The organism is Siphonobacter curvatus (assembly GCF_002943425.1).
GTDB classification, from domain to species: Bacteria; Bacteroidota; Bacteroidia; order Cytophagales; family Spirosomataceae; genus Siphonobacter; species Siphonobacter curvatus.
Map to the genome: position 1 here is coordinate 127,872 of NZ_PTRA01000008.1, position 24,572 is coordinate 152,443.

Genomic DNA, 24,572 nt, shown 5'->3' on the forward strand with positions numbered 1-24,572 from the left:
GAATCAATCGGGCCTAGTAATACCTATGGTTCAACAAAGAATCAATATTCGTCTTCGTTGAAGAAGAAATCATCTTTTGTCGGATAATCCGGCCAGATTTCTTCAATGCTTTCGTAAGGTTGACCGTCGTCTTCGAGTTCTTGAAGGTTCTCAACTACTTCCAGCGGAGCACCCGTCCGAATGGCATAGTCAATAAGCTCGTCTTTCGTTGCAGGCCACGGAGCATCCTCCAGATAGGAAGCAAGTTCAAGGGTCCAGTACATGCGTTTTCCCTCCTATGGAATAATGGGTTCAGAAAAATGACTGCAAAAGTAAGTCTTTTTTGCATTGCTTGGAGACTTACCGCTATTTTTCGCTTGAATAAAATAAAAAACGTTCCAAAAAAGATCGTTCTTTCGAAAAAAAATATAATTGATTTTAATTTTTACCCGTAATAATCTGACTATGAGTGTATTGGAAGGTGGAATGGAACGTGTTTTAAGAAAGGTTGAAGTTTGTTCGTATTCACTGGAATCGTGTCTAGCGGCTGAAAAAGCCGGAGCTGACCGAATTGAGTTATGTGCTTCCCCTTTTGAGGGCGGAACGACCCCATCTTTGGGCGTAGTACAGGCTTCTCTAAAGCATGTTTCCTTACCGATTAACGTCATGATACGGCCTCGAGGAGGTGATTTTTGCTACGATGACCTTGAGTTTGAGGTAATGAAAGCCGAAATTGAAACCTTTAAAGCAGCGGGGGTACAGGGTATCGTGCTGGGTATTTTGTTACCGGATGGACGCGTCGACGTCGAGCGTACCCGTGAACTGGTACAACTGGCGGCTCCCCTGCCGGTTACGTTTCACCGGGCTATTGATTTTGCACAAGACCTTGCCGAGGCGGTTGAAGACGTTATTGCGACGGGTTGTCGGATTATTCTTACCTCGGGTGGGGCCGATAAAGCTCCGGATGGTACAGCGGAATTAGAGCGGATGGTAGAGCAGGCTGCCAGTCGGATCGAGATTATGGCGGGTAGTGGGGTCAATGCGGCCAATGCGGAGGGATTACTGGAAACGGGCGTACAGGCGTTGCACCTGACGGGCAAAGTGAGCCGGGATAGCCGAATGGAATACCGAAAAGAAGGGATCGCTTTGGGAGGCGTAGCCGCCGTACCTGAATACGACATTGCTTATACGGATTGGGAACGCGTAGCTCAAGTCGTCGAACGGGTGAAAAAATAGGTTATTTCGGTACGTATTTCGTTGGAACGAAAGGCCGGATACTAGCATTTTCAAACCTAAAACCCTTTTTCCACTCAAAGTTTGTACTTTTGGCATAGGATCAACAAACACTACTGCCATGTTTGTGGTTCGTACCAATGGAATGTGCAAGGGGAATAGCCGGCTATCTTAAGGGCCGTTTCTGCTTTAACCGAATAAATTCTCATGATAAAACCGATTCTTAATCAGTTCATTACGTATCGGGAACAAGGTCGAAAGGCATTTGCGGTTTTGATTGATCCGGACGATGTACGTTTGGATGAATTTCCTCTATTATTACAACGGGCTCAACAGGAGCAAGTGGATTTTTTCTTTCTCGGAGGGAGTCTGATCACTCAATTTCAGATGGGTGACATTATTGCTCTCATTCGAGAATACACGACGATTCCGGTCGTATTGTTTTTAGGAAGCAATATGCACGTGCATCCGGCTGCGGATGCAGTTCTGTTTTTATCTCTGATTTCGGGTAGAAACCCAGAATATCTGATTGGACAACAGGTAGTCGCGGCTCCAATGCTGAAGAAATCAGGTCTGGAAATTCTACCGACCGGGTATTTACTGATCGATGCGGGGCAGCAAACCACGGCTTCGTACATGTCGCACACCACCCCTATTCCCAATAATAAACCAGCCGTAGCGGCCTGTACGGCCATGGCGGGAGAAATGCTGGGCTTGCGACTGACGTATCTGGACGCGGGTAGTGGAGCGCTTAAAAGTATCACGCCCGAAATGATTGCTGCCGTACGCCAAAGCGTAGATACGCCGATTATTGTAGGGGGAGGTATTGATTCAACTCAAAAAGCAAAAATGGCTTTACAGGCCGGAGCCGATGTAATTGTGGTGGGGAATGGAATCGAAAAGAATCCGGATTTACTACCCGAAATCGCGGCTACGGTACGAAAATGCAATGAAGCCCTCGCCATTAATTGGTAAGCGGCGTAATCAATAAAAAGCCCGAATGCTTTACAGCGTTCGGGCTTTTGCTTTCTTGGGGAAAAGGAAAGTCTGAAAAGACTGATTGCTATTATACGCCTTCGGCTTCAACCAGTTTTACTTCCGGAACCATGCGGGTCAGCAGATTTTCAATGCCTGCTTTCAGCGTCATGGTAGAAGAAGGACATCCGCTACAGGAGCCCTGTAATAAAAGTTTAACGATACCGGTATCTTCCTGAAACGAAGAGAACGTAATGGCTCCACCGTCCATTTCTACGGCAGGCTTCACGTATTGATCGAGTACCGCTTTAATCTTAATAATCGTATCACTGTCCTGCTCAGCATTAATGGCTTCGTGCTGTGTCTCGGCAGCGGCCTTCGTCAGCACCGGTTTACCACTATCCATGTACCGTTTAATCAATTGCTTGGTATCGAAGAGTACTTCTTCCCATTCCGTTTCGTCGTTCTTGGTGACGGTAACAAAATTGTAGGAAATGAATACGCGTTGTACCCAGTCATATCCGAACAGCTCAACGGCCAGTGGAGAGTTTTTCTCCGGTGAAATAGCCTCGGAAGGAGAAGCAAAATCAAAGGAAACACCTTCGGGTACCAATTCGAAGTTAATAACAAACTTCATTGAATTTGGGTTCGGAGTGGTTTCCGTATAAATAAGTACCTGCGGTCGGAGCATAATGCTGGGAGTTTCTAATGTATAGCTTTTAATCGAACACAAAAGGGGAGCGTTGAGTTTCCCTAATTATAGGTTTTACGGGAATAATGGGTAGGGCTTCAGATTTATAATGCTTAGTAATTGCCAAGCAACCTGCCTTGTATGCTGAAAACAGCCTTCTATGCACTGAAGAGAGAAAACCATAAACCGAAACCAAAAAAGCCTGTCCGAACAAGTCAGACAGGCTTTTTTAATGATTTTACCGGATGGTAAACTACGCTTCCGCTTCAACAGCTACGGGAAGTACGCTAACGAAAGAACGACCTTTCAGGCCTTTCTTAAATTCAACGACTCCGTCCGTTAAAGCAAATAGCGTATGGTCTTTACCAATACCTACGTTGCGACCCGGATTGTGTTGGGTTCCGCGTTGACGAACCAGCACGTTACCAGCGATGGCTGCTTGTCCGCCGAAGATCTTTACGCCGAGACGTTTACTTTCCGATTCCCGGCCGTTTTTGGAGCTACCGACCCCTTTTTTGTGTGCCATGATCTTGTTTGGTTTTTAGTGGATAGTTTTCAGTTGGTGGACCTGCCAGCAACCAATTACAATCAACTAATTACAATGAAATTTCTTCGATTAAGATTTTCGTCAGGTCTTGACGGTGGCCGTTTTGCTTCTGATACCCCTTGCGGCGTTTCTTGCGGAAGACAATGACCTTTTCTCCACGAACGTGGTTAAGGATCTTGGCTGAAACAGTGGCACCCGCTACGGTGGGAGCACCTACTGTAATTACACCGTCATTGTCCACCAGCAGAACCTTATCCAGCACAAGGGCAGCACCCTCCTCACCCGCTAAACGATGCGTGTAGAGGTAGCGGTTTTTTTCGACTTTAAATTGCTGACCTGCGATCTCGACAATTGCGTACATTTCTTACTTATGTTTGGTCCTGAAAAATGGACTGCAAAGGTAAGAAATTCTTTTGAAAATCAGCAATCTCTGTAAAAAAATGTTGATAGTTATTGGCTTTTCGTTAAGGGTTGTTGGTAAACGCTTGATGCTCTGATCCGCAATCAACTAGCAAGGCAAGCATCTATCAACCAACATCTATCAACCAATAACTAACAACCATCAACTAACCGCTACTCCAGAATTCGCTGAATATCGTTCGCTTCTTTCAGATAACTCTGGAATTTTTCGTAACTGTCTGATAGCATTAATCCCTTGAATTTCAATAAGTTATTAATGTATTCATCGAGGACGTCCAGGATATTTTCTCGGTTTTGCCGGAAAATGGGAATCCAGGTTTCGGGTGAGCTTTTCGCCAGACGAACCGTACTGGCAAAACCCGAACTCGCCAGTTCGAAGATGCGATTGGCTTCTTTCTCTTTCTCCAGTGTGGTTAACGCCAGGGCAAACGAACAAATGTGCGAAATGTGTGAAATGTAAGCCGTATGGACATCGTGCGAGACGGAATCAAGTTCCGTAATCTTCATACCGATGGCTTCGTACAATTCCTTCACGGTAGCAACGGCGTCCGAATCCGAGTCGGCGGCGTCGCAGATGACGTTGTATTTTCCGGTGAATAAACCCTGGACGGCTGCTTCAGGCCCGGAATACTCCGTACCCGCCATCGGGTGCGTGGCCACGAACCTACGTCGGTTGGGATGATTCTTGACTGCTTCAACGATTGGGCGTTTGGTGGAGCCCACGTCGATCACAATCTGTTTATCAATCCGATCCAGTACGTAAGGAAGCAGGCTCAGCAACCCATCGACGGGTACGGCCAGTATAATAAGGTCTGACTGGTTAATGGCATCATCGAGCAAGGCCATTTTATCGACTAGTTTCAGCTCAAGAGCCTTCACCACGTGTTCGACCTGTTTATCCACCCCAATGATGGTTTGAGCATAGCCGGATTCTTTGAGAGCAAGAGCCATCGAGCCCCCAATTAATCCGATACCCACAATTGCGATCGTCATCTTCGTAGTTTTCAGTTTACGGTTTTCAGTGTTCAGCGGGGTGAAACCTAACAAATACCTTTTATATGCCGAATGCGTAAAATTGAGGCATTGAAAACCTCTACCTCCGCACACAGCGAAATTCGGATGTACCCATTGCCCTGGGAGCCAAAAATGCCCCCTGGCGTAATAAAGACGTTGGCTTTGTACAGAATTTCATCCGACAGAGCGTAGCCATCAGCGTACGAAGTCGGAATTCGGGCCCAGACAAACATGCCCGTCTGTTGGGGATCGTAAGTGCAATCCAGTAAATCGAGTAATTCAAATACTTTCTTCTGCCGTTCGCGGTAAATTGCGTTGAGGTCGGCGTACCAGGACGGCGGATTCGCCAGGGCCTGAATGGCCGCTTCCTGCAAGGGCAGAAACATCCCCGAATCCATATTCGATTTAAAGCGGAGCACATTCGAAACGTGTTCGGCTCCACCCGCCAGCATACCCATTCGCCAGCCCGCCATGTTGTGCGATTTGGAAAGGGAGTTCAGCTCCAAAGCTACTTCCTTCGCACCGGGTACGGAAAGAATGCTCTGATAGGTTTCATTCAATACAAAACTATAGGGGTTGTCGTTGACAATCAGAATATGATGTTCCTTCCCGAAGGCTACTAATTCTTCGTACAAGGCGGGGGTCGCCTGAGCACCCGTTGGCATGTGTGGGTAGTTTACCCACATCAGTCGTACGCGGGAAAGGTCTGTTTGAGCCAGGGCTTTCAGGTCGGGCAGCCAGCCGTTTTCCGCCGACAATTCGTAATCCTGTACTTCCGCACCCGTCAGCAAGGAAGCCGCCCGATAAGTCGGATAGCCTGGATTGGGCACCAGAGCGATTGTACCCGGTTCGAGGTAGCTCATGGCGATGTGCATGATTCCTTCTTTCGATCCAATCAATGGCAGAATTTCATTCGCCGGGTTAAGCTCCACGTGGAAATACGTTTGGTACCAGCCCGCAAAAGCCTGACGCAGAGCCGGAAGCCCAACGTAACTTTGATACGCGTGATGCTTTGGGTTGTGAGCGGAGTTACTCAATGCCTCGATGGTTTCGGGCGAAGGAGGTAAATCCGGACTACCAATACCAAGGTTAATCACATCGAGGCCGCGGCTCTTCATTTCGGCGATTTCCTTAAGTTTCGTCGAAAAGTAGTACTCCTGTACTAGGTTGAGCCGCTGGGCGGGCTGAATCGTTGCCATGTTGTTGGGTATAAAACAAAAAAACCGACTCCATACGGGCCGGCTGCGGAATGTGACGATGCTTTCTGAAAAGACAATTTCCTACCCGGCTCTACGCGTTGGCGTAGTAGTAATAATAAGAAGCCGTGTACAGAAAAGTTGCCATGGTGTTCAATAGACCCGGCAAAAGTATCCGGGAATTTTGGAATCGCCAAAGAAATGACTGGAAATGTTACGGGCATCGGGAAGCTCTGCTCGTTTATGCTAAACATTTGCAAGAGGGCAACGTCTAAGCGTAGGTAGCTGGCAAAAAATTTTTGAGTTACTTGTGTTCGTACTTCTAAATAAATCATGCATTATGGCTAACCTTCAGCGAACATTTATTAGTCAGGAAGAATACCTGCAAATCGAGCGTACCACAACCGTACGAAGCGAGTATTTCAACGGCCAGCTCCTGGCCATGAGTAGTTTGAATGAGCGAGTGGCCGACACCGTTAGCGTACACGATGCCATTCAGGCCAACCTGAGCCGGGCTATCCAAGAGCAGTTAAGCGAACGGGGAAGCGGGCATTGTTTCACGGACGATCAGCGAGTTTTCGTAGCCGACAAGAATTTCTACACGTATCCCGATTTGGCCATTACGGCGGGTGAACCCCAATTTTCGGACGATCAGGTCGATACGCTGCTGAACCCGACGGTATTGATTGAAGTTTCTTCGGCGGGTAGTAGTAATTACGACCGGGGGAGTAAGTTTGAAAACTACCGGAGTCTCGAAAGTCTGCAGGAATATCTGGTGGTGGATTCCCGTCGCATCTATGCCGAGCTATGGCGAAAAAATGAGTCGCAGCACTGGGCTCTGGTACTACAGGCTGAGCACGGTTCGGATATGGTGCACCTGCAATCGATTGATGCGTATCTGCTGATCGATGACGTGTACAACCAGATTGAAAATTTACCGGAAGAAGAATTTACGATCCGGTAATCCTTTTTTCGTAACGCTTTGAGGAACAGAAGGACGGCGGCAAATCTTCGCAAAAAACGGAGCCTTGTCGCCGCTTTTTTTGAGGAACAAGCTGGCCCTTTCCCGAAGGACAAACGAAAATCCGTTCGTAACTTCACGGCATGGAAGATAAGCAGTTTGTGGTTTCGGCACGGAAGTATCGTCCGGTGACATTCGATTCGGTAGTGGGACAGTCGCACATTACAACGACGCTCAAAAACGCCATTCGAACCCATCACCTGGCTCAGGCCTTTTTGTTTTGCGGTCCACGGGGCGTAGGCAAGACGACCTGTGCCCGTATTCTGGCAAAAACGATCAATTGCCTTCGTCTGGACGATCACGTAGAACCCTGCGGGGAATGTGAAAACTGCGTGGCGTTTCAGAACAATGCTTCGCTGAACGTACACGAATTGGATGCGGCCTCCAACAACTCCGTCGAAGACATTCGGAACCTGATCGATCAGGTACGCTATCCGCCCCAGATGGGTAGTAAAAAAGTGTACATCATTGACGAGGTACACATGCTTTCGACGAGTGCCTTTAATGCGTTTCTAAAAACGTTGGAAGAGCCGCCGAGCTACGCCATTTTCATTCTGGCGACGACGGAGAAACACAAAATTCTGCCCACGATTCTGAGTCGTTGTCAGATTTTTGATTTCAACCGGATTCAGATCAAGGATATGGCCGATCACTTGGCCTCGATCGCTCAGCAAGAAGACATTATAGCGGAGTACGATGCTCTGGAGCTGATCGCTCAGAAAGCCGACGGTGGGTTAAGGGACGCTTTGTCGATGTTCGATTTGAACGTTACCTTTTCTAAGGATGGTCAGATTCATTACCACGATGTATTGAATAACCTGCACATTCTGGACTACGATTATTACTTCCGCCTGACTGATGCTTTGTTGGCAGGAAGTGTACCCCAGACCTGGCTCCTGTTCGACGAAATTCTGCGAAAAGGCTTCGACGGACACCAGTTTGTGGTCGGGTTAATCGAGCATTTCCGAAATCTGATGGTCTGTAAAGATCCATCGACGGTACGCTTATTACAAGTTTCTGAATCGGTCCAGAATCGTTACCTCGAACAATCGGCGAAAACCTCGCTGTCGTTCCTACTATCGGCGATGAGCCTGGGCAGTCAGTGCGACATCAATTACAAACAGGCGAAACAGCAACGGCTGCACGTTGAGATTACGCTTTCGAAGATGGCTCACCTGCCTTCCGTACTCAATCTGGCCGGGTTGCCTACGCAGTCCGATACGGAAGAAGCCGAAAAAAAAAAGTCAACTGAACCCGTAACGTCACCCGTAGTTAGCCAAACGGCCGTTACTCCTCCCCCGGTTGTTACGCCGGTCCTTCCTGCTGTCGTAGCAGAAACGCCTGCACCTGAGCCAACCCCTGTGGTTGCTCCCGTAATAGCTCCACCCGTGGTGGCAGAAGTGCCTGCGGAGCCGGTTACGCCTCCACCGCCTGCTCGCCCAGTCAAAGCGATGAACGGTAGTTCCCGGTTGAAGGTGACCATTGACCTGAATAATTTCGAGGAGAAATCAGAAGCTTCTTCGGAACAGAAAGAGGCCATTATTCAACTTCGACAGCCGTATACGGAAGAAGACCTCCACAAGGCCTGGGCAGAATTCGTAGAAATTCGTCGGGGAAAAGGCTCGATGACGGAAGTGGTTATGCTGGATCGTGTTTTCACCCTGGAAGGGCACGTTATTCAGTTAGGGCTGGACAATCCGGTACAACTGGAACTACTCAGCGATTTGAAAACGGACTTGCTGACGTACCTGCGGCAGACGCTAAAGAACGGTCAAATTCAAATTCACGGCTTTCTGGTTGAACATCAAACGAGTCGTCAGCCCTATACGCAGGCCGAAAAATTTAATTATCTCGCTGAGAAAAATCCCGCTCTGCTCGAATTAAAAAATAGTCTGGGATTGGATTTCGACTGGTAAAGTCTGGTTAATCCCGGTATTGTTAGCCAGATGTACCGCTTCCCTCCTAACATTCAGTATCTTTGCCGCCGCGAATTGGAGTAGATGACTCCGCGTGGCCCATCACGAATGAAACAAATAGACGTCTGCCTGACTCCCGAGTTGCTGTATCAGCACAAAATTGATAATGCTATTGTTGTGGTTGTGGATATTTTTCGGGCCACTTCCTGTATGGTTACTGGCTTCGCATATGGCGTACAATCGATTATTCCAGTGGCGAGTATCGATGAGTGTGTTAAACTACGCGATCAGGGCTACTACGCCGCTGCAGAACGCAACGGCATGACTCCCGATGGTTTCGATCTGGATAACTCTCCCTTCAGTTACATGAACGAAAAGTTTGTCGGTTCGACCATTGCCGTAACCACTACAAATGGTACGCTGGCTATTACTAAGTCGCGGGCTGCAGTGAAAGTGATGATTGGGTCATTTCTGAACCTGGAAGCATTAGCAGCCTATCTGCGAACGCAGCAGTACGACGTGCTGGTGCTATGTGCGGGCTGGAAAGGCAAACCCAACCTGGAAGATACCCTGTTTGCCGGAGCGTTGGTGAATCGGTTGCAGAATGACTTCATGATTTCCGAAGACGCCGCTATGATGGCTCAACGCTTGTACGTAGGAGCTCAAAATGATTTACTGGGCTTTGTCGCTAATTCTTCCCACGTACGCCGCCTGCACCGATTAGGCATTCACAAAGACATTTCGTATTGTCTACAACATGACTTGTATGATGTCCTGCCGGTTTTACGGGGCAATCAACTGGTACGGATGTAGTATTCTTATTTTTTTATACCGGACGCAGACAGAAGCTAGCTTCTGTCTGCGTTCTTGTTTCAAACCCCTTCTCCTGTCGTGTATGAGAAAATCCTTTTTATTATTAGTATTGAGCTTACTAGCCTTTACCAGCTTTGCTCAGCAAGTAAAAAAACGTAAGCCGGTCCGTAAGAAAGGAACGGTAACCGTAAAGGCTCCTGCCGCTTCGCAAACCGCTCTGGATGCTCATCCCTTGCAGGCTGGGCAGGCGTTTGCGTATGATGTAGTGAAAGGCACTTTGAGTAAAACAGATGCAGCAGATGCTGAGAAACGCTACGCGGATTCCTATACCCTGACCCTAAACGCCGGAGAGGAAGTACGGCTGGAAGTAGCTTCGGATTGGTACCGCGTTTCCTTTTCCCTGGAAACGCCCGATAAACAAGTAACGACTCAAACGGATCATGAAGAGTTTCCGGGCTTTAGTATCCAGAAACTGAAATATACAGTACCCGCGTCTGGTACGTACACGTTGCGAATCTCCTCAACCGATCCGAACCAGACGGGAGATTATCTGATCCGAAAATACCTGCTTCCGTCGGAATCTGTCTTACCCGCAGAAACGGCGAGTTTCTGTGATCGGATTCACTTTTTGCTAGCCCAGCACCAAGATCATTTTTCGCGGATTAAAGGAAAGAAAACTCGTACGGATAAGAAAGCGGGCATAACGGAACATTACCAGACCGCCTTTGCCTTTCTACCCGGAAAGCCTTCCGAAATTTTATTGGAAACCGAACAGGAAAAAATGAAGTATCAAACGATTCTGGCAGAATTTCCTACGAAAGAACAGGCTTTGCAAGTCCACAAAGAATATATACAGCAAATGAAAACGTGCCTGGATGGCTGGCAAAGTGATGAATTCTCGGGTGAAAAATTTCAGGAATTCAGTATGTCGAGTTATACCGACTTTTTAACCCTAACGTTAAGAGAAGCAGGAAAGAAAAAATATCAGGTTGTACTGGGCTTGGACTAGAGGAGAATTTTGTAAAAGAAAAGCCCTAGTTAGAAGGTTAATAGGAAAATATATTCAAAAAAATACTCTTTTTTACTAACAAATGGTAATAAAATGAAAATAGGGAGGAATAATCCTGTTTTCAGGCTATTCTCTCCCTAACTTTGTCATTCACCGATTAAGTTAAAGGTGTGGGTTAATTCTTGAAAAACCGTTTGGCCTTGCCGGACGGTTTTTTTATTGCAAAGCATCTTGGACGGCGTGGAAGTCGTATGTGACTCCAGCCGCGATCCTTTCCAACGATGACACCTCTTCTAACGGGAGGTATGGGCCCCTGGTGAAGAGGCATGTGTTTGTGTATGACTTTCGAGTAAGCCGCCGATTACTCCCAGGACAATAGCCATAAGCAGTAAATAAATAATCTTTTTCATAACGGAAATAGAGCTACAGATTTTGCCCGTATAAAACAGACAAAGTCTATACGTATTAAAGGTGGGGTTAATTCATTTCCCGTAGCGGCTGGGAATAATGAATATCAGTTATTTACTTTTACAGAAACAGAGTCAATACTGAATGGTAACCGTTTCTAAGAGGGCAGGACGAATACGGATTACCTAACAAAGCACGCATGGAGGCTAAAAAATATTGTTACTATTCGTTATTTGGTATTATTTGCCCGATAAATGGATAAATTTTCTCGATAAATGGAATGCGTAAGCGATAAGGTGGTCGTCCTTTTTAGCTAGCATTTACAAGATCGTCTAAGCAGATTTACAGATAAACGTAACTCGTTATGATACGCAAATTCGAAGTAGGCGAAAAGGTAAAATGGTCTAAAGAGCTGGATATAATCCGGGAAGTATTAGAAAACCGCATGGATCAGGATATGGACCGGGAACTCATTGAAACGAGGGATCTTAGCAGTATTGAAATGACGCCTCGTCCCCGCGTATTTAAAGGAATGGTTCGTTGTGGCTGGAATGACTTACAGGGTAATTGGCAAAGTGGCGTATTTCATCAGGATGAACTTATTTCTGTATGAGGAAGCGATACGGTTATCCTTGATGAGTACCGCTTAAAACTACGCTATTTGTAAAAGAAACTTGCCCCTATCAACTCTGATGAAGGTTAGTTCGATTGCTAAGAATTAAGCTTGCTACTTTCCAGTAATTTATACACGTATTCCTTATAGCTTGCCCCAATCGGAATCTCGATTTTCCCCAGTTGAATCTCGCTGGCGGTATAAGAACTGATCTTATCGGTGTTGATGATAAACGATCGATGTACCCGTAAAAAAGACCTACTCTTTATTTCTGATTCCATGGCCCCAATTTTGTACTTGGCCGTGATGGTATGATCGGGCATGTGAAAGACTAAATAATCCTTAACACTTTCAATGAACAGAATCTGATCTAAGGGCAAACGGTGGATTTTACCCGCAGCACGTACATGCAAAAATGACTGACTGGCTACGGATTCAACCGGATTGACCACTGCTATACGTCTCAGGTAACGGTCTATTGCGTTGATGAATCGATTGAAAGTGATAGGTTTTAGCAAATAGTCCACTACATCCAGGTCATATCCGTCCAGTGCATATTCCCGATAGGCAGTCGTAATAATCACGGCAGGCGGATTTTTTAAGGCTCGGAGAAACTCCAGTCCCGTAAGTTTAGGCATATTAATGTCCAAGAACAAAAGATCCACGGGTGTTGACCGAAGTACCTCCAGGGCTTTAACCGCATTGGGACAGCTGGCTACTACTTCAAAGCTATCCAGATGAGATAAGTGGTTTTTGATTAGGTTGATGGCCAAGGGTTCGTCATCCACCAGAAGACATCGTACTTTCATAGGCTTAGCAATAGTTCCTCAAATTGATTTGTAGCGTAACGTCGAAGTGATTATGCTCGGCTGAAACCAGCAGGCTATGGTCATCCTTATAGACTAACGTCAACTGCTTCCGAATATTCGCCAGTCCAATTCGATCACCGTAAGTTTGGCCCGGCTCCGCTACAAAATCATTGGTAATTTTGAAACGAAAGATTTGATCGCTGAGATCAAGTGCAATATCAATTACCGGATTTTCTAGGTCATCGCTTGTGCCATGCTTAAATGCATTTTCAACCAGAGATAACAGGATCAGCGGTGTAATACGGGCATCTTGGTCGATATAATGAGTAAAGTTGATCCGAAGCCGCTCATCATACCTTAATTTTTCCAGAGCAAGGTAATTTTTAATAAGATTAATCTCTCCGGAAATGGGTACAAATGGCTGATTGCAGCGATACAGTACATGATCTAGTATTCCGGAAAGGTCTGCAATGGATTGAGAAGTTACGGGCGAATTAATCAGAGATAAGGAATAAATATTATTAAGCGTATTGAAAAGAAAATGAGGATTAAGCTGTGCTTTCAAGGCGTATAATTCGGCCTGAGCTTTTTCCTTTTCTAACACTAAACGTCGCTTTTGCCCGATGTACTGATCCTTCATTAACTTGGCAAAAGCGAAAATCCAGGCCATGGAAAAAGACAATGCGAAATAATGCATAACCAGCTTCGGAATATCCGTCATAATCTCCCCGATAGATTCCTGCTTAAAAGGAGGTGTCCTAATCAACGGTTCGACTAAATAAATGACGGCTATCCGGGATAGTACTGAAATTAGATAGCTTCCCGCAAGGAATAAAAGAGGGATCATGTAATAACGATCCGGATTAAGTAACTGAGGAATGATAAGATAGGCTACGAAATAGGAGGCAATCATGGTAACCGTTATGTAGTAACAATGCCGATAAAGAATTTTATCAAGCTCCTCAAACTCCTCGATATCGTAACGATTGAGGAAGATAACAGCAACTAACAGCCAGAATACGATATGGCTCAGCAATCGGTGCGACGAACTATACGCAATGATTTTATCCAGTAGCGACATGCCCAAAAGTAAGTTACTCGAATATAGCAATCAGCTTTCGGCGTTCAACAGAAAATAAGCGACGATGTATGCGGGAAAAGTAACGTCGGTGTGCTTCTATCAACCATTGAGGGTTATTCGTCGTCGTTTAGTCATCGTCTATAAGTACAGCGATTTTTAATACGCTCTCCGTGTTTTCTTTGTCAGCAATAGGTTGGATGGCCACCAGGTAAACGGTTTCCTACCTACGCTAGCTTCTGTGAAAAGAAATGAAATCTTCGAATTACCCCATGAAGTCCTTTCGATTGATCCTCAGCTCAGTACTTTTTCTGCTGTCTTTTGTGCCCGGAACGGGCCAAATTTCAAGTTCTCCATGGACGGCTCATGAGTTGGATTCACTGCTCGAAAAAAAGAGAAAGGAATCCGGGACAGTTGGTCTGGCTGCTGCCATCATCATTCACAGAAAAGTAGTATGGATGAAGGGCTATGGATATGCCGATCTTGAAAAAAAGACACCTTTTACGCCGCATACGGTTATTAACCTCGCTTCGATCAGCAAAACGTTCACCGGCGTTTGTATGATGAAGGCAATCGAAGATAAAAAGCTGTCTTTAGATGAGGATATTAATACTTATCTGCCTTTCAAAGTTATTAATCCTTATTATCCTACGCAGAAGATTACGCTCCGCAACCTGGGTACGCATACGTCAGGTATTACCGACCGAACACCCATTTACGACAGTACGTATTTCTACGGAGGAGATCACCCTACCCCACTGGGAGAATTTTTGAAAAGCTATTTTGATCCTCAGGGGAAGTTTTACGCGAAAGAAAACTTCTTGAACCATAAGCCGGGCTCTTACCGGGAATATTCCAATATAGCCGCTGCCCTAGCGGGCTATATCGTAGAGCAGGCCGTAGGGATGCCTTTGAATGAATACAGCAAACGGTGGATTTTCAAGCCCTTACGAATGAAACAGACCGCTTGGTTTCTTCGGGAAATCGATCCGGCCAGCCATTCCAAGCTGTACGATAACCAGACGGATACGTTAAAATTAATTCCCTGGTACGGGGAAGCTACGTATCCTGACGGGGGTGTCCGGAGTTCGGTAGCGGATTTGTCCCAATTTTTCATTGCCCTCTTGGGCGACGGCTCCTATCAGGGTAAACGAATCCTGCAAAAAACGAGCGTTGAGACCATGCAACGCTACCAGTTTACGCCGGAAAACAAGCCCGTTAATGTGGACCTGAGTAGACTGAATTCCGGAATATTCTGGGCTACCAAAGATAAAGCCACAAAAATTGGCCACGGCGGTACGGATCCCGGTGTAAAAACAGAAATGCTGGCGGATTTGACCAAAGATGTAGCCGTCATTCTCTTTAGCAATACCACGCTGACGGACAAAGCTCTTTTCAAGTACTACTTCGGAATCTACGAGGATCTTTGGACCTATGCCTACGCGTTAAAAGAAAAACAAAGACGATAAGAAGGAATCGCTAGACAGCATTACGCAGGCCTGCTGCCCCATAAGTCTCACCCCTCTAATTATCTACGGCTAGTTATCGTATTTACAGGGATTTTAGATATAAATAATTTATCTTTTCAATCGAATTCTCTTTCCATTCATTTTCTATCTTCATTCATTACACTGATGCGAATCCCCTTCTTACTAGTTTTTGGCTTATTCTTTACGCTGTCACAACTGCAGGCCCAGGTAAAGCCCTTGCAGACCCAAATTGAACAACTCCTCCAAGGCAAAAAAGCAACCGTTGGGGTGGGTATCTACGATTTTAATACCAAGCAGACCGTATTCCTCAATGGCGATACACACTTGCCGATGCAGAGTGTGTATAAGTTTCATGTGGCGTTAACTGTACTCAAGGAAGTCGATAAAGGACGGTTCAAACTTGATCAAAAGATGCACGTGAAAAAGAGTGACATCGTACCCGGTTTGCACAGTCCGATGGGAGAAGATCATCCGAACGCTGATATAGATCTGCCCTTGTCTGAGATCATCCGCTATATGGTCGCTGAGAGCGACGGCAGTGCCTGCGATTACCTCTTTAGGCTGCTGGGTGGCCCTACGAACGTCAATACCTTTATTCACCAGTTGGGTATTAAAGAAGTGGCTATTCGAGAGACAGAAGAAACCATGCAGGCGAAGGGAAACTGGGACGTTCAGTATACCAACTGGACCACACCGGCGGCGATGCTCGATCTACTGAAGTTATTTTATCAGCAAAAAATTCTTTCGAAGGGTAGTCATGATTTCTTATGGAAAGTAATGACCGGAACGGTTACGGGTGAAAATCGACTCAAGAAATTACTGCCTGCGGGTACCTTAGTGACTCACAAGACGGGCACCTCGGGTACGAACAAGGAAGGAATGATGGGTGCGGTTAATGATGTCGGCTTTATTGCCTTACCCAACGGCAAACACATCGCCATTAGTGTATTCGTAGCGAACTCAACGGAAGGCATTGACAAAAATGAACAAATCATAGCTGACATTGCTAAGTTGGCCTATGATCATTTTGCTAAATCGAAGTAGGGGTCAGGGCAAGTACAGCTTTTCTAGGAAAATCACTCTGACCGCTAGGTACAGGCTTTCAAAGCCTGTACCTAGCGGTGTTGCTTTAAAAGGGTCATTCCAACATTTAAAGCAACTTTAGGGTCTATACGCTAACCAATCACTCTGTACCTATGAGAACTTCCGTTTGGTTCGTCGGTTTGCTAGCCTTTACTCTAATCACCTGTTCAAAAGATAAAGCGGAAGTTCTCGGGCCCAGTAGGTGTGTGGCTGTTCAGTATAAGCTACCTTATTGCCCGGTCAGGGCTTCAATCGTTGACTTTCTAGAACCTCAGCCGGGCATGCCTAATCCATATCCCGAAAGGGGTAATGTGGTGTATGGAGCCGCAGTGCTTGATCTTCCAGACGAATTCAAAAAGACCGATACTATCTTCTATTTGACGTATCATTACGATCCTGTACGAGAGAAACGAGAAAATGCGGAGGCTATTGAATACTGTCCAATGAACATCGGTCTCGTCCTTTAATTGTTAGTGAATCAGCTTCCTGGCAACCGTGTCAATAAATACGGCTGCCAGTACTCTTTCTACTATGAAAGGGTACGTGTTAGTAGATACTCTCCGGTAGCTTGATACGTTTATGACTCCTCTGGTATGAACCAACGCATTGCTCACCTGACACTAGTGGTCCGCGATTACGATGAGGCCATTGACTTTTACACGCGTAAGCTAGGCTTCACCTTACTGGAAGATACGAAGCTAAGCGAGACCAAACGCTGGGTGATTGTAGCTCCCAAAGGCGATGGTTCCTGTGCTCTACTGCTAGCCAAAGCAGACGGTACCACTCAGGAAAGCCGTATTGGCAATCAAACCGGGGGACGCGTGTTTCTCTTCCTCTACACGGATGATTTCGAAAGGGATTATCGGGCATTCCAGCAAGCGGGTATCCGGTTCATTAGGCCCCCGAAAGAGGAAAATTACGGCAAGGTTGCTGTTTTTGAAGATGTATACGGCAACCGCTGGGATCTGCTTGAACCCAAGCAAACAAGCCTCAAATGAAGATAGGGAAGAGGCCAAGTCGTTTGCTAAGGGCTCCCGTTAGCCCATCAGAAGACCTCTCATCCCTTTGCCTGGTTAACCGCATTAGAAAGTGTATTAATTTGAGGTTCAAACGAATGAAACGATGACCTCGATTCTTACTTCCTGCTCGTACAACCCAGCTAGCCTCCAGCAGCGTTCTAATGATCAGTTATTGACCCGAAAAGCTAAAATGCAACAAATAAGTCTTCTTATGATCCTACTGGTAGCCATAATTGCTGGGTTGGCTTTTGTACTGGAATCCTACTTGGTAGCCGTGACCAGTTGGGCGATAATTCCGACCTTGATGGATTATACCAAAAAGCGTAAGGCCCTTTGGAAGGAGTTGCAAAATCGTAGCCTACGGAACTAGCTAGTAGAAAGGGCTTTTAGCAAACGAACTGGGAGAAAGAGGCCGACTGAACTGTCTTTTTAGGTACGTTTTACTAGTAATGTTCAGGAGGGTGTACGTTGTATAACGGTTGATTATACAACGTACACCCTCCTGAACATTACTTCCGAAACGGCATAAGAATCCATCACCAGCTAACAAAAGCTCGTAATAGGTTAGCCTCTTTTTGCTATAAGGCGGCTCGTAGCCGATTCAATTAATGCTAACACATTTTCGTAGGCCGTTAGCGACTCTAGGGGCTTATCGCGGGAAAATATCCGCTCCCAGGAAAAGCATTACGTAGGTTCTAGCTCTGATACTTATAAACTTTTTTACTTGACTGAGAATGGAATGTCTTACTAGTCTTTGTGACACCCGAAAGGCCCTATAGATAAATCTTTTATGAAAGCAATATTGAATTGAAGCATTTCAGAAGAGCAACCAAGCTTAGTAGAGTCGGGTTTATCTAGCTCTATCTTTGAGAGTGTATAACTAAACAATACCTCAATGGGACGTTTAAATCTGGCCTGTGATGCAGGCTCCTTGACTATTTTTGAACCCGGCCTCGAAGGGGTGCCCAGTGAAGTGGACTTTGTAGAGATTCAAGTAGAAGACTTTGAATTGTCTACTGATGCCGGATTGACCTTAAGCCTTATCGTGAACCGGGAAGATGAAGACGAAACCAGTGGTGAAATCGTAGCACATCTAGAAACGCCTCAAATCATCCACCTACGGAATTATTTGAACGCCTATTTACAGATACAGGGCCTAGAAAAAGGCCAAGCCTCTGAAGAGGATCAACTTTAACCTGAGTAGTACCAGCACGAAGATGAGAAAACGAAGGAAGCTCGGCGAATGCCGGGCTTTTTTCGTCTAGAAGGTTGCTTTGGAATACCTCAGAAGTGACGCAAGTATTCGTCAAACAAAATCTTCTCTGCCGTAAACGATGACGCCAGACGATGTCTCCCTAACCTTGATACGTTTTCCGAACGCTTCTCCCCCCTTCCACTTACTCGCAGATAGCCTTCTAAAGCACCGATATTACTTCGATCAATCAACCAGCAGCGGTACCAAAACGTAATGTCTTGCCGAGTTTCATGGACGCCCTATGCACTAATGACAATTAGTTTAAGTCAGCCGCAATCGTAAGAACCTTTTGAAGGGTGTTAGATAAGAAAGTCTCAGGGTTCGCAAAGAACTCCAGGGAAAGTCAGAGTATCTTGAAATATTAAGGGTACTTAGTACAGCGTCACAACCTTGCATCGCATTCCTAAGAACTTCCGGATCAAGAACTTCACTTTCAAATACGATAAGAGTAGAATGAATCAGCTTTAATTTTCGTTGCTTCCTCACCACCACATTGACCCAAATTCCTGCGTCCAGAATTTGTCTAAGGACTTCTCTCCCGGTTCGATCAGTGGCTCCTAGTAGTAATATTTTCATACGAAAAGGTGGAGGGGAGGAACACTTGTATTAATACACGTGAAGATAACTTTGATTTCTACTAAGCTATTGGGCCAGTGGTAAACTCATTTTTAATAGCAGCAAGCTCTCTTTCTTGTAACCTATCATAGGGTAGCGAAGGTCTAATGGGACTACTAGAGCCAAGGGCTATTCGCTTCGTTCATGGGTAACGGTTAGTGTATTCGCTTAATCAAAAAGCCCATCTGCCGTCGCAGATGGGCTTTATAAAGACCTATCTACCGTCGTAGGTAGGCCTTAGTAGACGTCATCGGTCGTCAAAGCCGCCACTCTTCTGACCGATTCAGTGATGTAAAATTGCCGGTTTATTGGCAATAGATAAGTACGTATTCGGATAAAGGAACGGTTTGCCGATGGACAGATTATTTTTCTACCTGGAAGGTCATTTACAGTGTTTTCTGCTTGTAATCAGACTATTAAAGCAGTATAGAGTTCCCGTTAATTGTATTGACGCTTATGGAGGCGTTCTGCATCTTCAGGCTAACAGCCCTACGCGAAAGTAGTATCTCATCTAACTAGAGCTGAAGTAAGACAAATCCCCGAAGTACGGAATTGTAAAAGCGATTATTATGACTCTTTATGGCAATATTGTGGACGTGTTAGAGCCTAAGGCTTATGTAATTAAAACATTCAGAGACCTAATCTATTTTCTCGTTTTATGCCATCAGATTCTACTTCACTATCGGTAGGGAAGATTCCGTCAAAAATTTATTACCTGGATTACGACAAGATACTTCTAACGGCCCTAGTCATTCTGCACCATATTGCCATTACCTATGGTGCTCCTGGCGGGTGGTATTACCAGCAGCCGACTACTCAGGTTTGGGCCAAAGTGGGACTGGCCCTATTTGTCGCTACGAACCAATCCTTTTTCATGGGTCTATTCTTTCTGCTTTCTTCCTACTTTATTGAACCCTCTTACCAAAGGAAAGGAGCCCAAAAGTTTGTGTTGGATCGCCTGAAGCGTTTAGGTATTCCTTTGGTTTTCTATTCGCTTCTTCTTTCGCCGGTGATGAATTTTCTCGTGTATCGTTACGGGCACCATCAGCAGGCCACGTTTCTCCAGTTTATAGCAGGTTATGATAATTGGATCGATCCGGGTGTATTGTGGTTTGTGGCTGCTTTGCTACTGTTTAATGTGATGTATGTCTTGTTTCGACTTCGGTTCTCGCTGCAGTACACGAGGAAGCTACCTTCTGGAATACACATTCTTTGGTTTGCTGTCAGTGTGGGCTTGATCAGTTTCATCGTTCGGTTAGTCTTTCCTGTGGGCTGGGTACTCAGCCCCGTTGGCTTTCAGCTTTGTTACTTCCCGCAATATGTGGCCTTATTTGTAGTAGGTATCGTAGCTCAACAGAACCAATGGTTAGATCAGCTCTCACCCCGAACCGGGAAGCAATTCTTTAGAATAGCCCTGGTAGGTATTGTCATTGTTTTTCCTTTGCTATTTGTCGTGACTACGAAACTAGGCTTGTCAATGTCCAACTTTAACGGTGGATTTAACGAACAATCATTAGTGTTATGTTTATGGGAACAGATCACCGGGCTTTCCATGTGCGTAGCTCTATTAAGTTATAGCAAGTACCATTGGAATGTAAAGAGTACTTTCTTAAACATGCTCGCTCGTAGTACCTATAGTACGTATATTTTGCATCCCCTCGTTGTCATTGTATTGTCCCTGCTATTTGCTGAAATTCCTATGGAGCCCGTAATGAAGCTTTTGATTGTAGCTCCGCTAGCTATTATAGGCTCTTTTTCAATAGGAAGGCTGGCTTTAAAACTACCTGCTGCACAGACGATCTTATAAAGCACTAGCTTAGGGACTTATGGACTCGCACGCAAGCACCTACCCGAAAACTCGGCATTTTTCTATCTTCTCGCTCAAGCCCTCTTTGTAAAGGCCCAATATTCATTAGATAGCTAAGTCAGATAGCTGGAAGCCTTTTCAGGGGCAGATTTAGGTATAAATGGGCTTTCAGGAGGCAAATTAGTCCATCGGTCGAGCAAAAATGACTTAGCTATATAGTCCACTGTGACGACCAATTACAAGAAAGCCTACCCGTGACAGTGAGTAGGCTTCTTCATTAGTTGTGTAGGAGTTATTTTTGAGCTAAACCACCGAGTTGCTTTTTAATCCAATCAATGTCTGCTTTTAAGGAAGCTGTTTCACTCTTTAGCGTACTTTTTGGAATTCAAGTGTAGCGTTCTGATTGCTTAAGGAAGCGTTCTCTTGTTGGAGATCTTTGACGGCGACTTCCAGCTTTTCCACCTTCTCAATGAGTGCTTTGATGGCAATTAGGTTGACGCCATCAAAATCCGCTTGATTAATCGACTTATCTTCTCCGATAGTCCCTAACTCGTCTTTACCAAAAGCCGCGTAGAAATCCTGAGCCATAGGACCGTAGTGACGGTACTGTTTTACATCTTGACCTTTGTAGTTCCAGGAACCGAGCCGCATCTGGCTGATTTTCTTAAGGAATGAAGCTCCACCAGCCGCACGGAAGTTTTCCTTACGGGTCGAATCGGAGATGGTTTGCCAAGCATTGCCGTTGGGCAGCACCTGTACGCCCATCGATGCATTGGCATTTGTAAACAACTGGTAGCCGCCAGGAGTCCTTCCTGTGCTTGTTTGGCATCATCAGTGTCAATATTTAGGCCGTACCAAGCCTCAATTTGTCCGGCTGAGTTGCGACGAGGTAAGGCACGGAAGATGTGCCAGCGATAGATGCCATCGTAGCGTTGGTATCGCACCTCCTCATAGGATCCACCTGTTTGCTGGCAGCGTTGCCAGTGGGGCATAAATACGAGCCGCATCATCGGGATGCATCCTCGTCGTCCATCCATTCCCCCTGGTCTGCTCATAGGTCTGGCCCGTATAGTCATACCAGCGTTGGGTGAAAACATTTATTTCACCCAACGCTGAACAGACCCAGACCAGCGCTGGAGCGGCTTCCGTTATAATCCGAAACTCGGCTTCGCTTTTGCGTAACGCTTCTTCGGCACGAGTATGTTCGAGTGTTTGGGTATCCTGGGAAAGGATGATGACCGCTGCCTGGGTGATAGCTCCAGCTAGGGCTTCTTCTTGGGCCGTAGCCTGATGGGCGTAGGGAAAGTAGAGAGCTAAACTACCGATAGCTTTGCCCTGCCGGGTCAGGATGGGATAGGAGCTGGATGGAATACGAACGGCCTAGGTTCGATAGACTACATAAGCTGGATTTGGCGAAAGGAAAGGTCGTTAAAGGCTTTAACAGCCTGGAACGCTAATAAAGAATTACAAAATAGCCCCATTAGAAATAGTCAAATTAGCGTCCCTACTGGTTTCGGTTGAGGACGCTAATGACCAGCTTTTTTACGGTATCCATTTCCTCCGGTTTGCTGGAAGCGATAAACAAAGTGAGGCTAGCTAAGGCTTCATTGCTAATGAGCGGGGCTCCTTTGTCATTTTGGATGATCCCATTTGTTTTCAGGAAAAGCAGAAAACAAGCCGCAGCGATTCGCTTGTTCCCGTCAACAAATGCATGATTTTTTATGACCAGATACAGTAAGGTGGCAGCTTTTTCTTCAATAGATGGATAAAAATCTTCCCCGCCAAACCCTTGGGCAATCTGTCGCGTCGCACTTTCAAATCCCTGATCTTTTTCCCGACCAAATATCGCTGATTCAAACTCAGTCCTCATGGCATCAATCAGGCGATAATAATCCTCCGGGTCGGGATACACCGCCTGTCGTTTGGTAAGTCCTGTTTCGTCCAGTCGTTCGTGATCATAGTCATCCAGTAATTCCAGTCCGGCTGCATACCAGCCCAGCCAATTTAAGTCTTCGGCCCTGCTTTGGCTTTCGATCGCCCGACTTATAATGCGAATGCCATCTTTTAAGGTTTGTATTTCCTGCTGCTTTTGTGCCAGCCGTTTCTCGTTGATAGCATATCCCTGTATAAGATAATCCTTTAGGCGCTGCGTAGCCCACTGGCGGAATTTTGTACCTTGTTTGGAATTAACCCGATAGCCTACCGCGATAATGACATCTAAATTGTAATGAACCCGATCACGTTCAACCAGTCGTTGTCCCTCTTTTTGAACTGTTCGGAATTTCCGAACAGTTGCTCCCTCGTTCAGTTCTCCAGATGAAAAGATATGGCGAATGTGCTCACTAATATTAGCCTTACTGGAATCAAACACTTCAACTAACTGATTATTGGTCAGCCATACCGTGTCTTGCTCAAACTTTACTTCAATCTGAGTGTTTCCATCACTAGTTTGATAAATTTCAATTTGGTTTTCCATCTCGTCTAAATCCTTACTTTTGACATAGGATTATATTTAAGCAAAATAGTCGGCAAGTATTCACGTTACAAAGCCTTTCTCATTACCTTTCGAACCCATTCGGGAGCTAAGGTAATGTCATGTCTCAAATTGGAAGGGTCTTCCCTTTTAAGCAACTCGATGATCTTCCCTTCTTCCTCCTGGCTTACTTTGCCATTCCCTATTTCCTTTAAGGCTTGGATCACCAGCCTGCTTATCTTACCTCTTGCAAGCAGATTTTTCGGCGTTGTCTTTTTAAACCTGATTGATGCCTGTTAAGCCAAGACTTTGACCGCTTCAGGCAGCCTTTCGCGAATATATTGGCTAGTCGATTAACAGAAGGCTTGACTATCTAACAAATGCAAAATGACTATTGAGTTCAGAGAATGGGCGTTTGAAGTGGATAAACAAACTACAGAGAAAGCCTACAAGGCGATTAAGGGTAGTGCCGTCCAAGAATGTGGCTGTACCTATTGCCAAAATTTCCTACTTCAACGGGAGACGATTTATCCGCTAGAGGTAATCAGTTTTTTTGAGTCCGTTGGTATTGATTACCATAAAGAATCGGATGTGTCAGAATATGGAGAATTAGATAATGGGCTGCGTATCTATATGAGTTGCTTTCATTTTGCAGGTAAGATCATAAGGGGAGAAAGCAGTGCTTTTGCTTTACCTATGGGAGGCTATCAACTCAACTTGACGCCCCTGGATGAACGAGTCAAAATTGGTTTCTGGAAGTCATCCGACGGCAAAAGTGAAGCTTCTTTAGTTGAAGTCGAGCTTGAAGTTCTTTTACCTTGGGTGCTCAACTTGGAAACTAAATAATCTATTAACTCAACATAGAACTGATTATAGAACAGTTTAAGGTAATAACCTATTGGAGAAACGATACGAAATCCTGGAGAGCCTTCCACCGTATGGCCCCATGTATATACCTGTGAGTCCCACAGACCATCCATTTTTGAGTCTTTACAGCGAAGGATTTGTTATTAGGTTTTATACCACCGATGGCGGGAGCTGGGTAGCTAACTTTAACCTTGGAGATACCACCTTTCATCAGGTATTTGACTTCCCTGAAACGGATCTA

Annotated in this window: 26 protein-coding genes; 13 read left to right on the plus strand and 13 right to left on the minus strand. The window is 45.6% G+C overall.

Going from position 1 to position 24,572, the window contains the following annotated elements; genetic code table 11:
- Nucleotides 1–41: 41 nt before the first annotated feature.
- Entirely contained in the window at nt 42–263 is a 222-nt protein-coding gene (locus C5O19_RS24180) for a DUF2795 domain-containing protein (RefSeq protein WP_093200032.1), read from the minus strand.
- A gap of 181 nt (nt 264–444) precedes the next feature.
- Between C5O19_RS24180 and C5O19_RS24185 the strand changes: the two genes are divergently transcribed.
- Both C5O19_RS24185 and C5O19_RS24190 read left to right on the plus strand, forming a co-directional pair.
- Nucleotides 445–1,215: a copper homeostasis protein CutC gene (locus C5O19_RS24185; RefSeq protein ID WP_243406501.1), complete on the plus strand. Its 771-nt coding sequence runs from the start codon at nt 445–447 to the stop codon at nt 1,213–1,215.
- A 204-nt stretch (nt 1,216–1,419) separates the two neighbouring features.
- On the plus strand, nt 1,420–2,187 hold the full coding sequence (locus C5O19_RS24190) for a geranylgeranylglyceryl/heptaprenylglyceryl phosphate synthase (RefSeq protein WP_094813015.1): 768 nt from the start codon (nt 1,420–1,422) through the stop codon (nt 2,185–2,187).
- Nucleotides 2,188–2,278: 91 nt separating this feature from the next.
- On the opposite strand, the gene C5O19_RS24195 is transcribed toward C5O19_RS24190, so the two are convergent.
- From C5O19_RS24195 to C5O19_RS26115, 6 genes are all read right to left on the minus strand, one after another.
- On the minus strand, nt 2,279–2,824 hold the full coding sequence (locus C5O19_RS24195; protein WP_243406502.1) for a NifU family protein: 546 nt from the start codon (nt 2,822–2,824) through the stop codon (nt 2,279–2,281).
- A 307-nt stretch (nt 2,825–3,131) separates the two neighbouring features.
- Nucleotides 3,132–3,404 carry a 50S ribosomal protein L27 gene (gene rpmA, locus C5O19_RS24200; RefSeq protein ID WP_094811117.1) on the minus strand — a complete coding sequence of 91 codons (273 nt, stop codon included), beginning with the start codon at nt 3,402–3,404 and terminating at the stop codon, nt 3,132–3,134.
- A gap of 70 nt (nt 3,405–3,474) precedes the next feature.
- Entirely contained in the window at nt 3,475–3,786 is a 312-nt protein-coding gene (gene rplU / locus C5O19_RS24205; protein WP_094811119.1) for a 50S ribosomal protein L21, read from the minus strand.
- A gap of 212 nt (nt 3,787–3,998) precedes the next feature.
- The gene (locus tag C5O19_RS24210; RefSeq protein ID WP_104715969.1) at nt 3,999–4,838 is read right to left on the minus strand and encodes a prephenate dehydrogenase; all 840 of its coding nucleotides are present in this window, start codon (nt 4,836–4,838) and stop codon (nt 3,999–4,001) included.
- A gap of 47 nt (nt 4,839–4,885) precedes the next feature.
- Nucleotides 4,886–6,058, minus strand: a complete 1,173-nt coding sequence (locus C5O19_RS24215; protein WP_104715937.1) for an aminotransferase class I/II-fold pyridoxal phosphate-dependent enzyme — start codon at nt 6,056–6,058, stop codon at nt 4,886–4,888.
- On the minus strand, nt 6,022–6,390 hold the full coding sequence (locus tag C5O19_RS26115) for a hypothetical protein (protein ID WP_165796114.1): 369 nt from the start codon (nt 6,388–6,390) through the stop codon (nt 6,022–6,024). The genes C5O19_RS24215 and C5O19_RS26115 overlap by 37 nt, the downstream gene beginning before the upstream one ends.
- 5 nt (nt 6,391–6,395) lie before the next feature.
- On the opposite strand from C5O19_RS26115, the gene C5O19_RS24220 reads away from it, so the two are divergent.
- The 5 genes from C5O19_RS24220 to C5O19_RS24240 all read left to right on the plus strand — a co-directional run bounded on the left by C5O19_RS24220 (nt 6,396) and on the right by C5O19_RS24240 (nt 11,835).
- Nucleotides 6,396–7,019, plus strand: a complete 624-nt coding sequence (locus C5O19_RS24220; protein WP_104715938.1) for a Uma2 family endonuclease — start codon at nt 6,396–6,398, stop codon at nt 7,017–7,019.
- Nucleotides 7,020–7,159: 140 nt separating this feature from the next.
- The gene (locus C5O19_RS24225) at nt 7,160–8,992 is read left to right on the plus strand and encodes a DNA polymerase III subunit gamma/tau (RefSeq protein ID WP_104715939.1); all 1,833 of its coding nucleotides are present in this window, start codon (nt 7,160–7,162) and stop codon (nt 8,990–8,992) included.
- A gap of 108 nt (nt 8,993–9,100) precedes the next feature.
- A complete protein-coding gene (locus C5O19_RS24230) occupies nt 9,101–9,805 on the plus strand; it encodes a 2-phosphosulfolactate phosphatase (protein WP_104715940.1) in 705 nt (234 codons plus the stop codon).
- An 82-nt stretch (nt 9,806–9,887) separates the two neighbouring features.
- Nucleotides 9,888–10,814: a hypothetical protein gene (locus C5O19_RS24235; RefSeq protein ID WP_104715941.1), complete on the plus strand. Its 927-nt coding sequence runs from the start codon at nt 9,888–9,890 to the stop codon at nt 10,812–10,814.
- Between the two features lie 772 nt (nt 10,815–11,586).
- Nucleotides 11,587–11,835: a hypothetical protein gene (locus C5O19_RS24240; protein WP_104715942.1), complete on the plus strand. Its 249-nt coding sequence runs from the start codon at nt 11,587–11,589 to the stop codon at nt 11,833–11,835.
- A 98-nt stretch (nt 11,836–11,933) separates the two neighbouring features.
- On the opposite strand, the gene C5O19_RS24245 is transcribed toward C5O19_RS24240, so the two are convergent.
- Nucleotides 11,934–12,644, minus strand: a complete 711-nt coding sequence (locus tag C5O19_RS24245; RefSeq protein WP_104715943.1) for a LytR/AlgR family response regulator transcription factor — start codon at nt 12,642–12,644, stop codon at nt 11,934–11,936.
- Between the two features lie 4 nt (nt 12,645–12,648).
- Nucleotides 12,649–13,725, minus strand: coding sequence for a sensor histidine kinase (locus tag C5O19_RS24250; protein WP_104715944.1), 1,077 nt, complete (start codon nt 13,723–13,725; stop codon nt 12,649–12,651).
- A 269-nt stretch (nt 13,726–13,994) separates the two neighbouring features.
- On the opposite strand from C5O19_RS24250, the gene C5O19_RS24255 reads away from it, so the two are divergent.
- From C5O19_RS24255 to C5O19_RS24280, 4 genes are all read left to right on the plus strand, one after another.
- The gene (locus tag C5O19_RS24255) at nt 13,995–15,191 is read left to right on the plus strand and encodes a serine hydrolase domain-containing protein (RefSeq protein ID WP_104715970.1); all 1,197 of its coding nucleotides are present in this window, start codon (nt 13,995–13,997) and stop codon (nt 15,189–15,191) included.
- 165 nt (nt 15,192–15,356) lie between these two features.
- Nucleotides 15,357–16,256, plus strand: a complete 900-nt coding sequence (gene bla / locus C5O19_RS24260; protein WP_207766539.1) for a class A beta-lactamase, subclass A2 — start codon at nt 15,357–15,359, stop codon at nt 16,254–16,256.
- Between the two features lie 632 nt (nt 16,257–16,888).
- Entirely contained in the window at nt 16,889–17,293 is a 405-nt protein-coding gene (locus C5O19_RS24270; RefSeq protein ID WP_104715947.1) for a VOC family protein, read from the plus strand.
- 916 nt (nt 17,294–18,209) lie between these two features.
- Nucleotides 18,210–18,509 (plus strand): hypothetical protein, encoded by a 300-nt coding sequence (locus C5O19_RS24280; RefSeq protein WP_104715949.1) that lies wholly within the window; start codon nt 18,210–18,212, stop codon nt 18,507–18,509.
- A gap of 321 nt (nt 18,510–18,830) precedes the next feature.
- On the opposite strand, the gene C5O19_RS26565 is transcribed toward C5O19_RS24280, so the two are convergent.
- Nucleotides 18,831–19,145: an NAD(P)H-binding protein gene (locus C5O19_RS26565; protein WP_104715950.1), complete on the minus strand. Its 315-nt coding sequence runs from the start codon at nt 19,143–19,145 to the stop codon at nt 18,831–18,833.
- A 697-nt stretch (nt 19,146–19,842) separates the two neighbouring features.
- Between C5O19_RS26565 and C5O19_RS24290 the strand changes: the two genes are divergently transcribed.
- Nucleotides 19,843–20,991: an acyltransferase family protein gene (locus C5O19_RS24290; RefSeq protein WP_104715951.1), complete on the plus strand. Its 1,149-nt coding sequence runs from the start codon at nt 19,843–19,845 to the stop codon at nt 20,989–20,991.
- Nucleotides 20,992–21,357: 366 nt separating this feature from the next.
- Here the strand turns inward: C5O19_RS24290 and C5O19_RS24295 are convergent, their stop codons facing one another.
- From C5O19_RS24295 to C5O19_RS26570, 3 genes are all read right to left on the minus strand, one after another.
- Complete coding sequence (locus C5O19_RS24295) at nt 21,358–21,780, minus strand: tail fiber domain-containing protein (RefSeq protein ID WP_243406503.1); 423 nt, start codon at nt 21,778–21,780, stop codon at nt 21,358–21,360.
- Between the two features lie 715 nt (nt 21,781–22,495).
- Nucleotides 22,496–23,467: a RhuM family protein gene (gene rhuM / locus C5O19_RS24300; protein WP_104715953.1), complete on the minus strand. Its 972-nt coding sequence runs from the start codon at nt 23,465–23,467 to the stop codon at nt 22,496–22,498.
- A 65-nt stretch (nt 23,468–23,532) separates the two neighbouring features.
- On the minus strand, nt 23,533–23,751 hold the full coding sequence (locus tag C5O19_RS26570; RefSeq protein WP_394341807.1) for a DUF6088 family protein: 219 nt from the start codon (nt 23,749–23,751) through the stop codon (nt 23,533–23,535).
- A 100-nt stretch (nt 23,752–23,851) separates the two neighbouring features.
- Between C5O19_RS26570 and C5O19_RS24310 the strand changes: the two genes are divergently transcribed.
- Complete coding sequence (locus tag C5O19_RS24310) at nt 23,852–24,310, plus strand: hypothetical protein (protein WP_104715954.1); 459 nt, start codon at nt 23,852–23,854, stop codon at nt 24,308–24,310.
- Nucleotides 24,311–24,572: the final 262 nt, after the last annotated feature.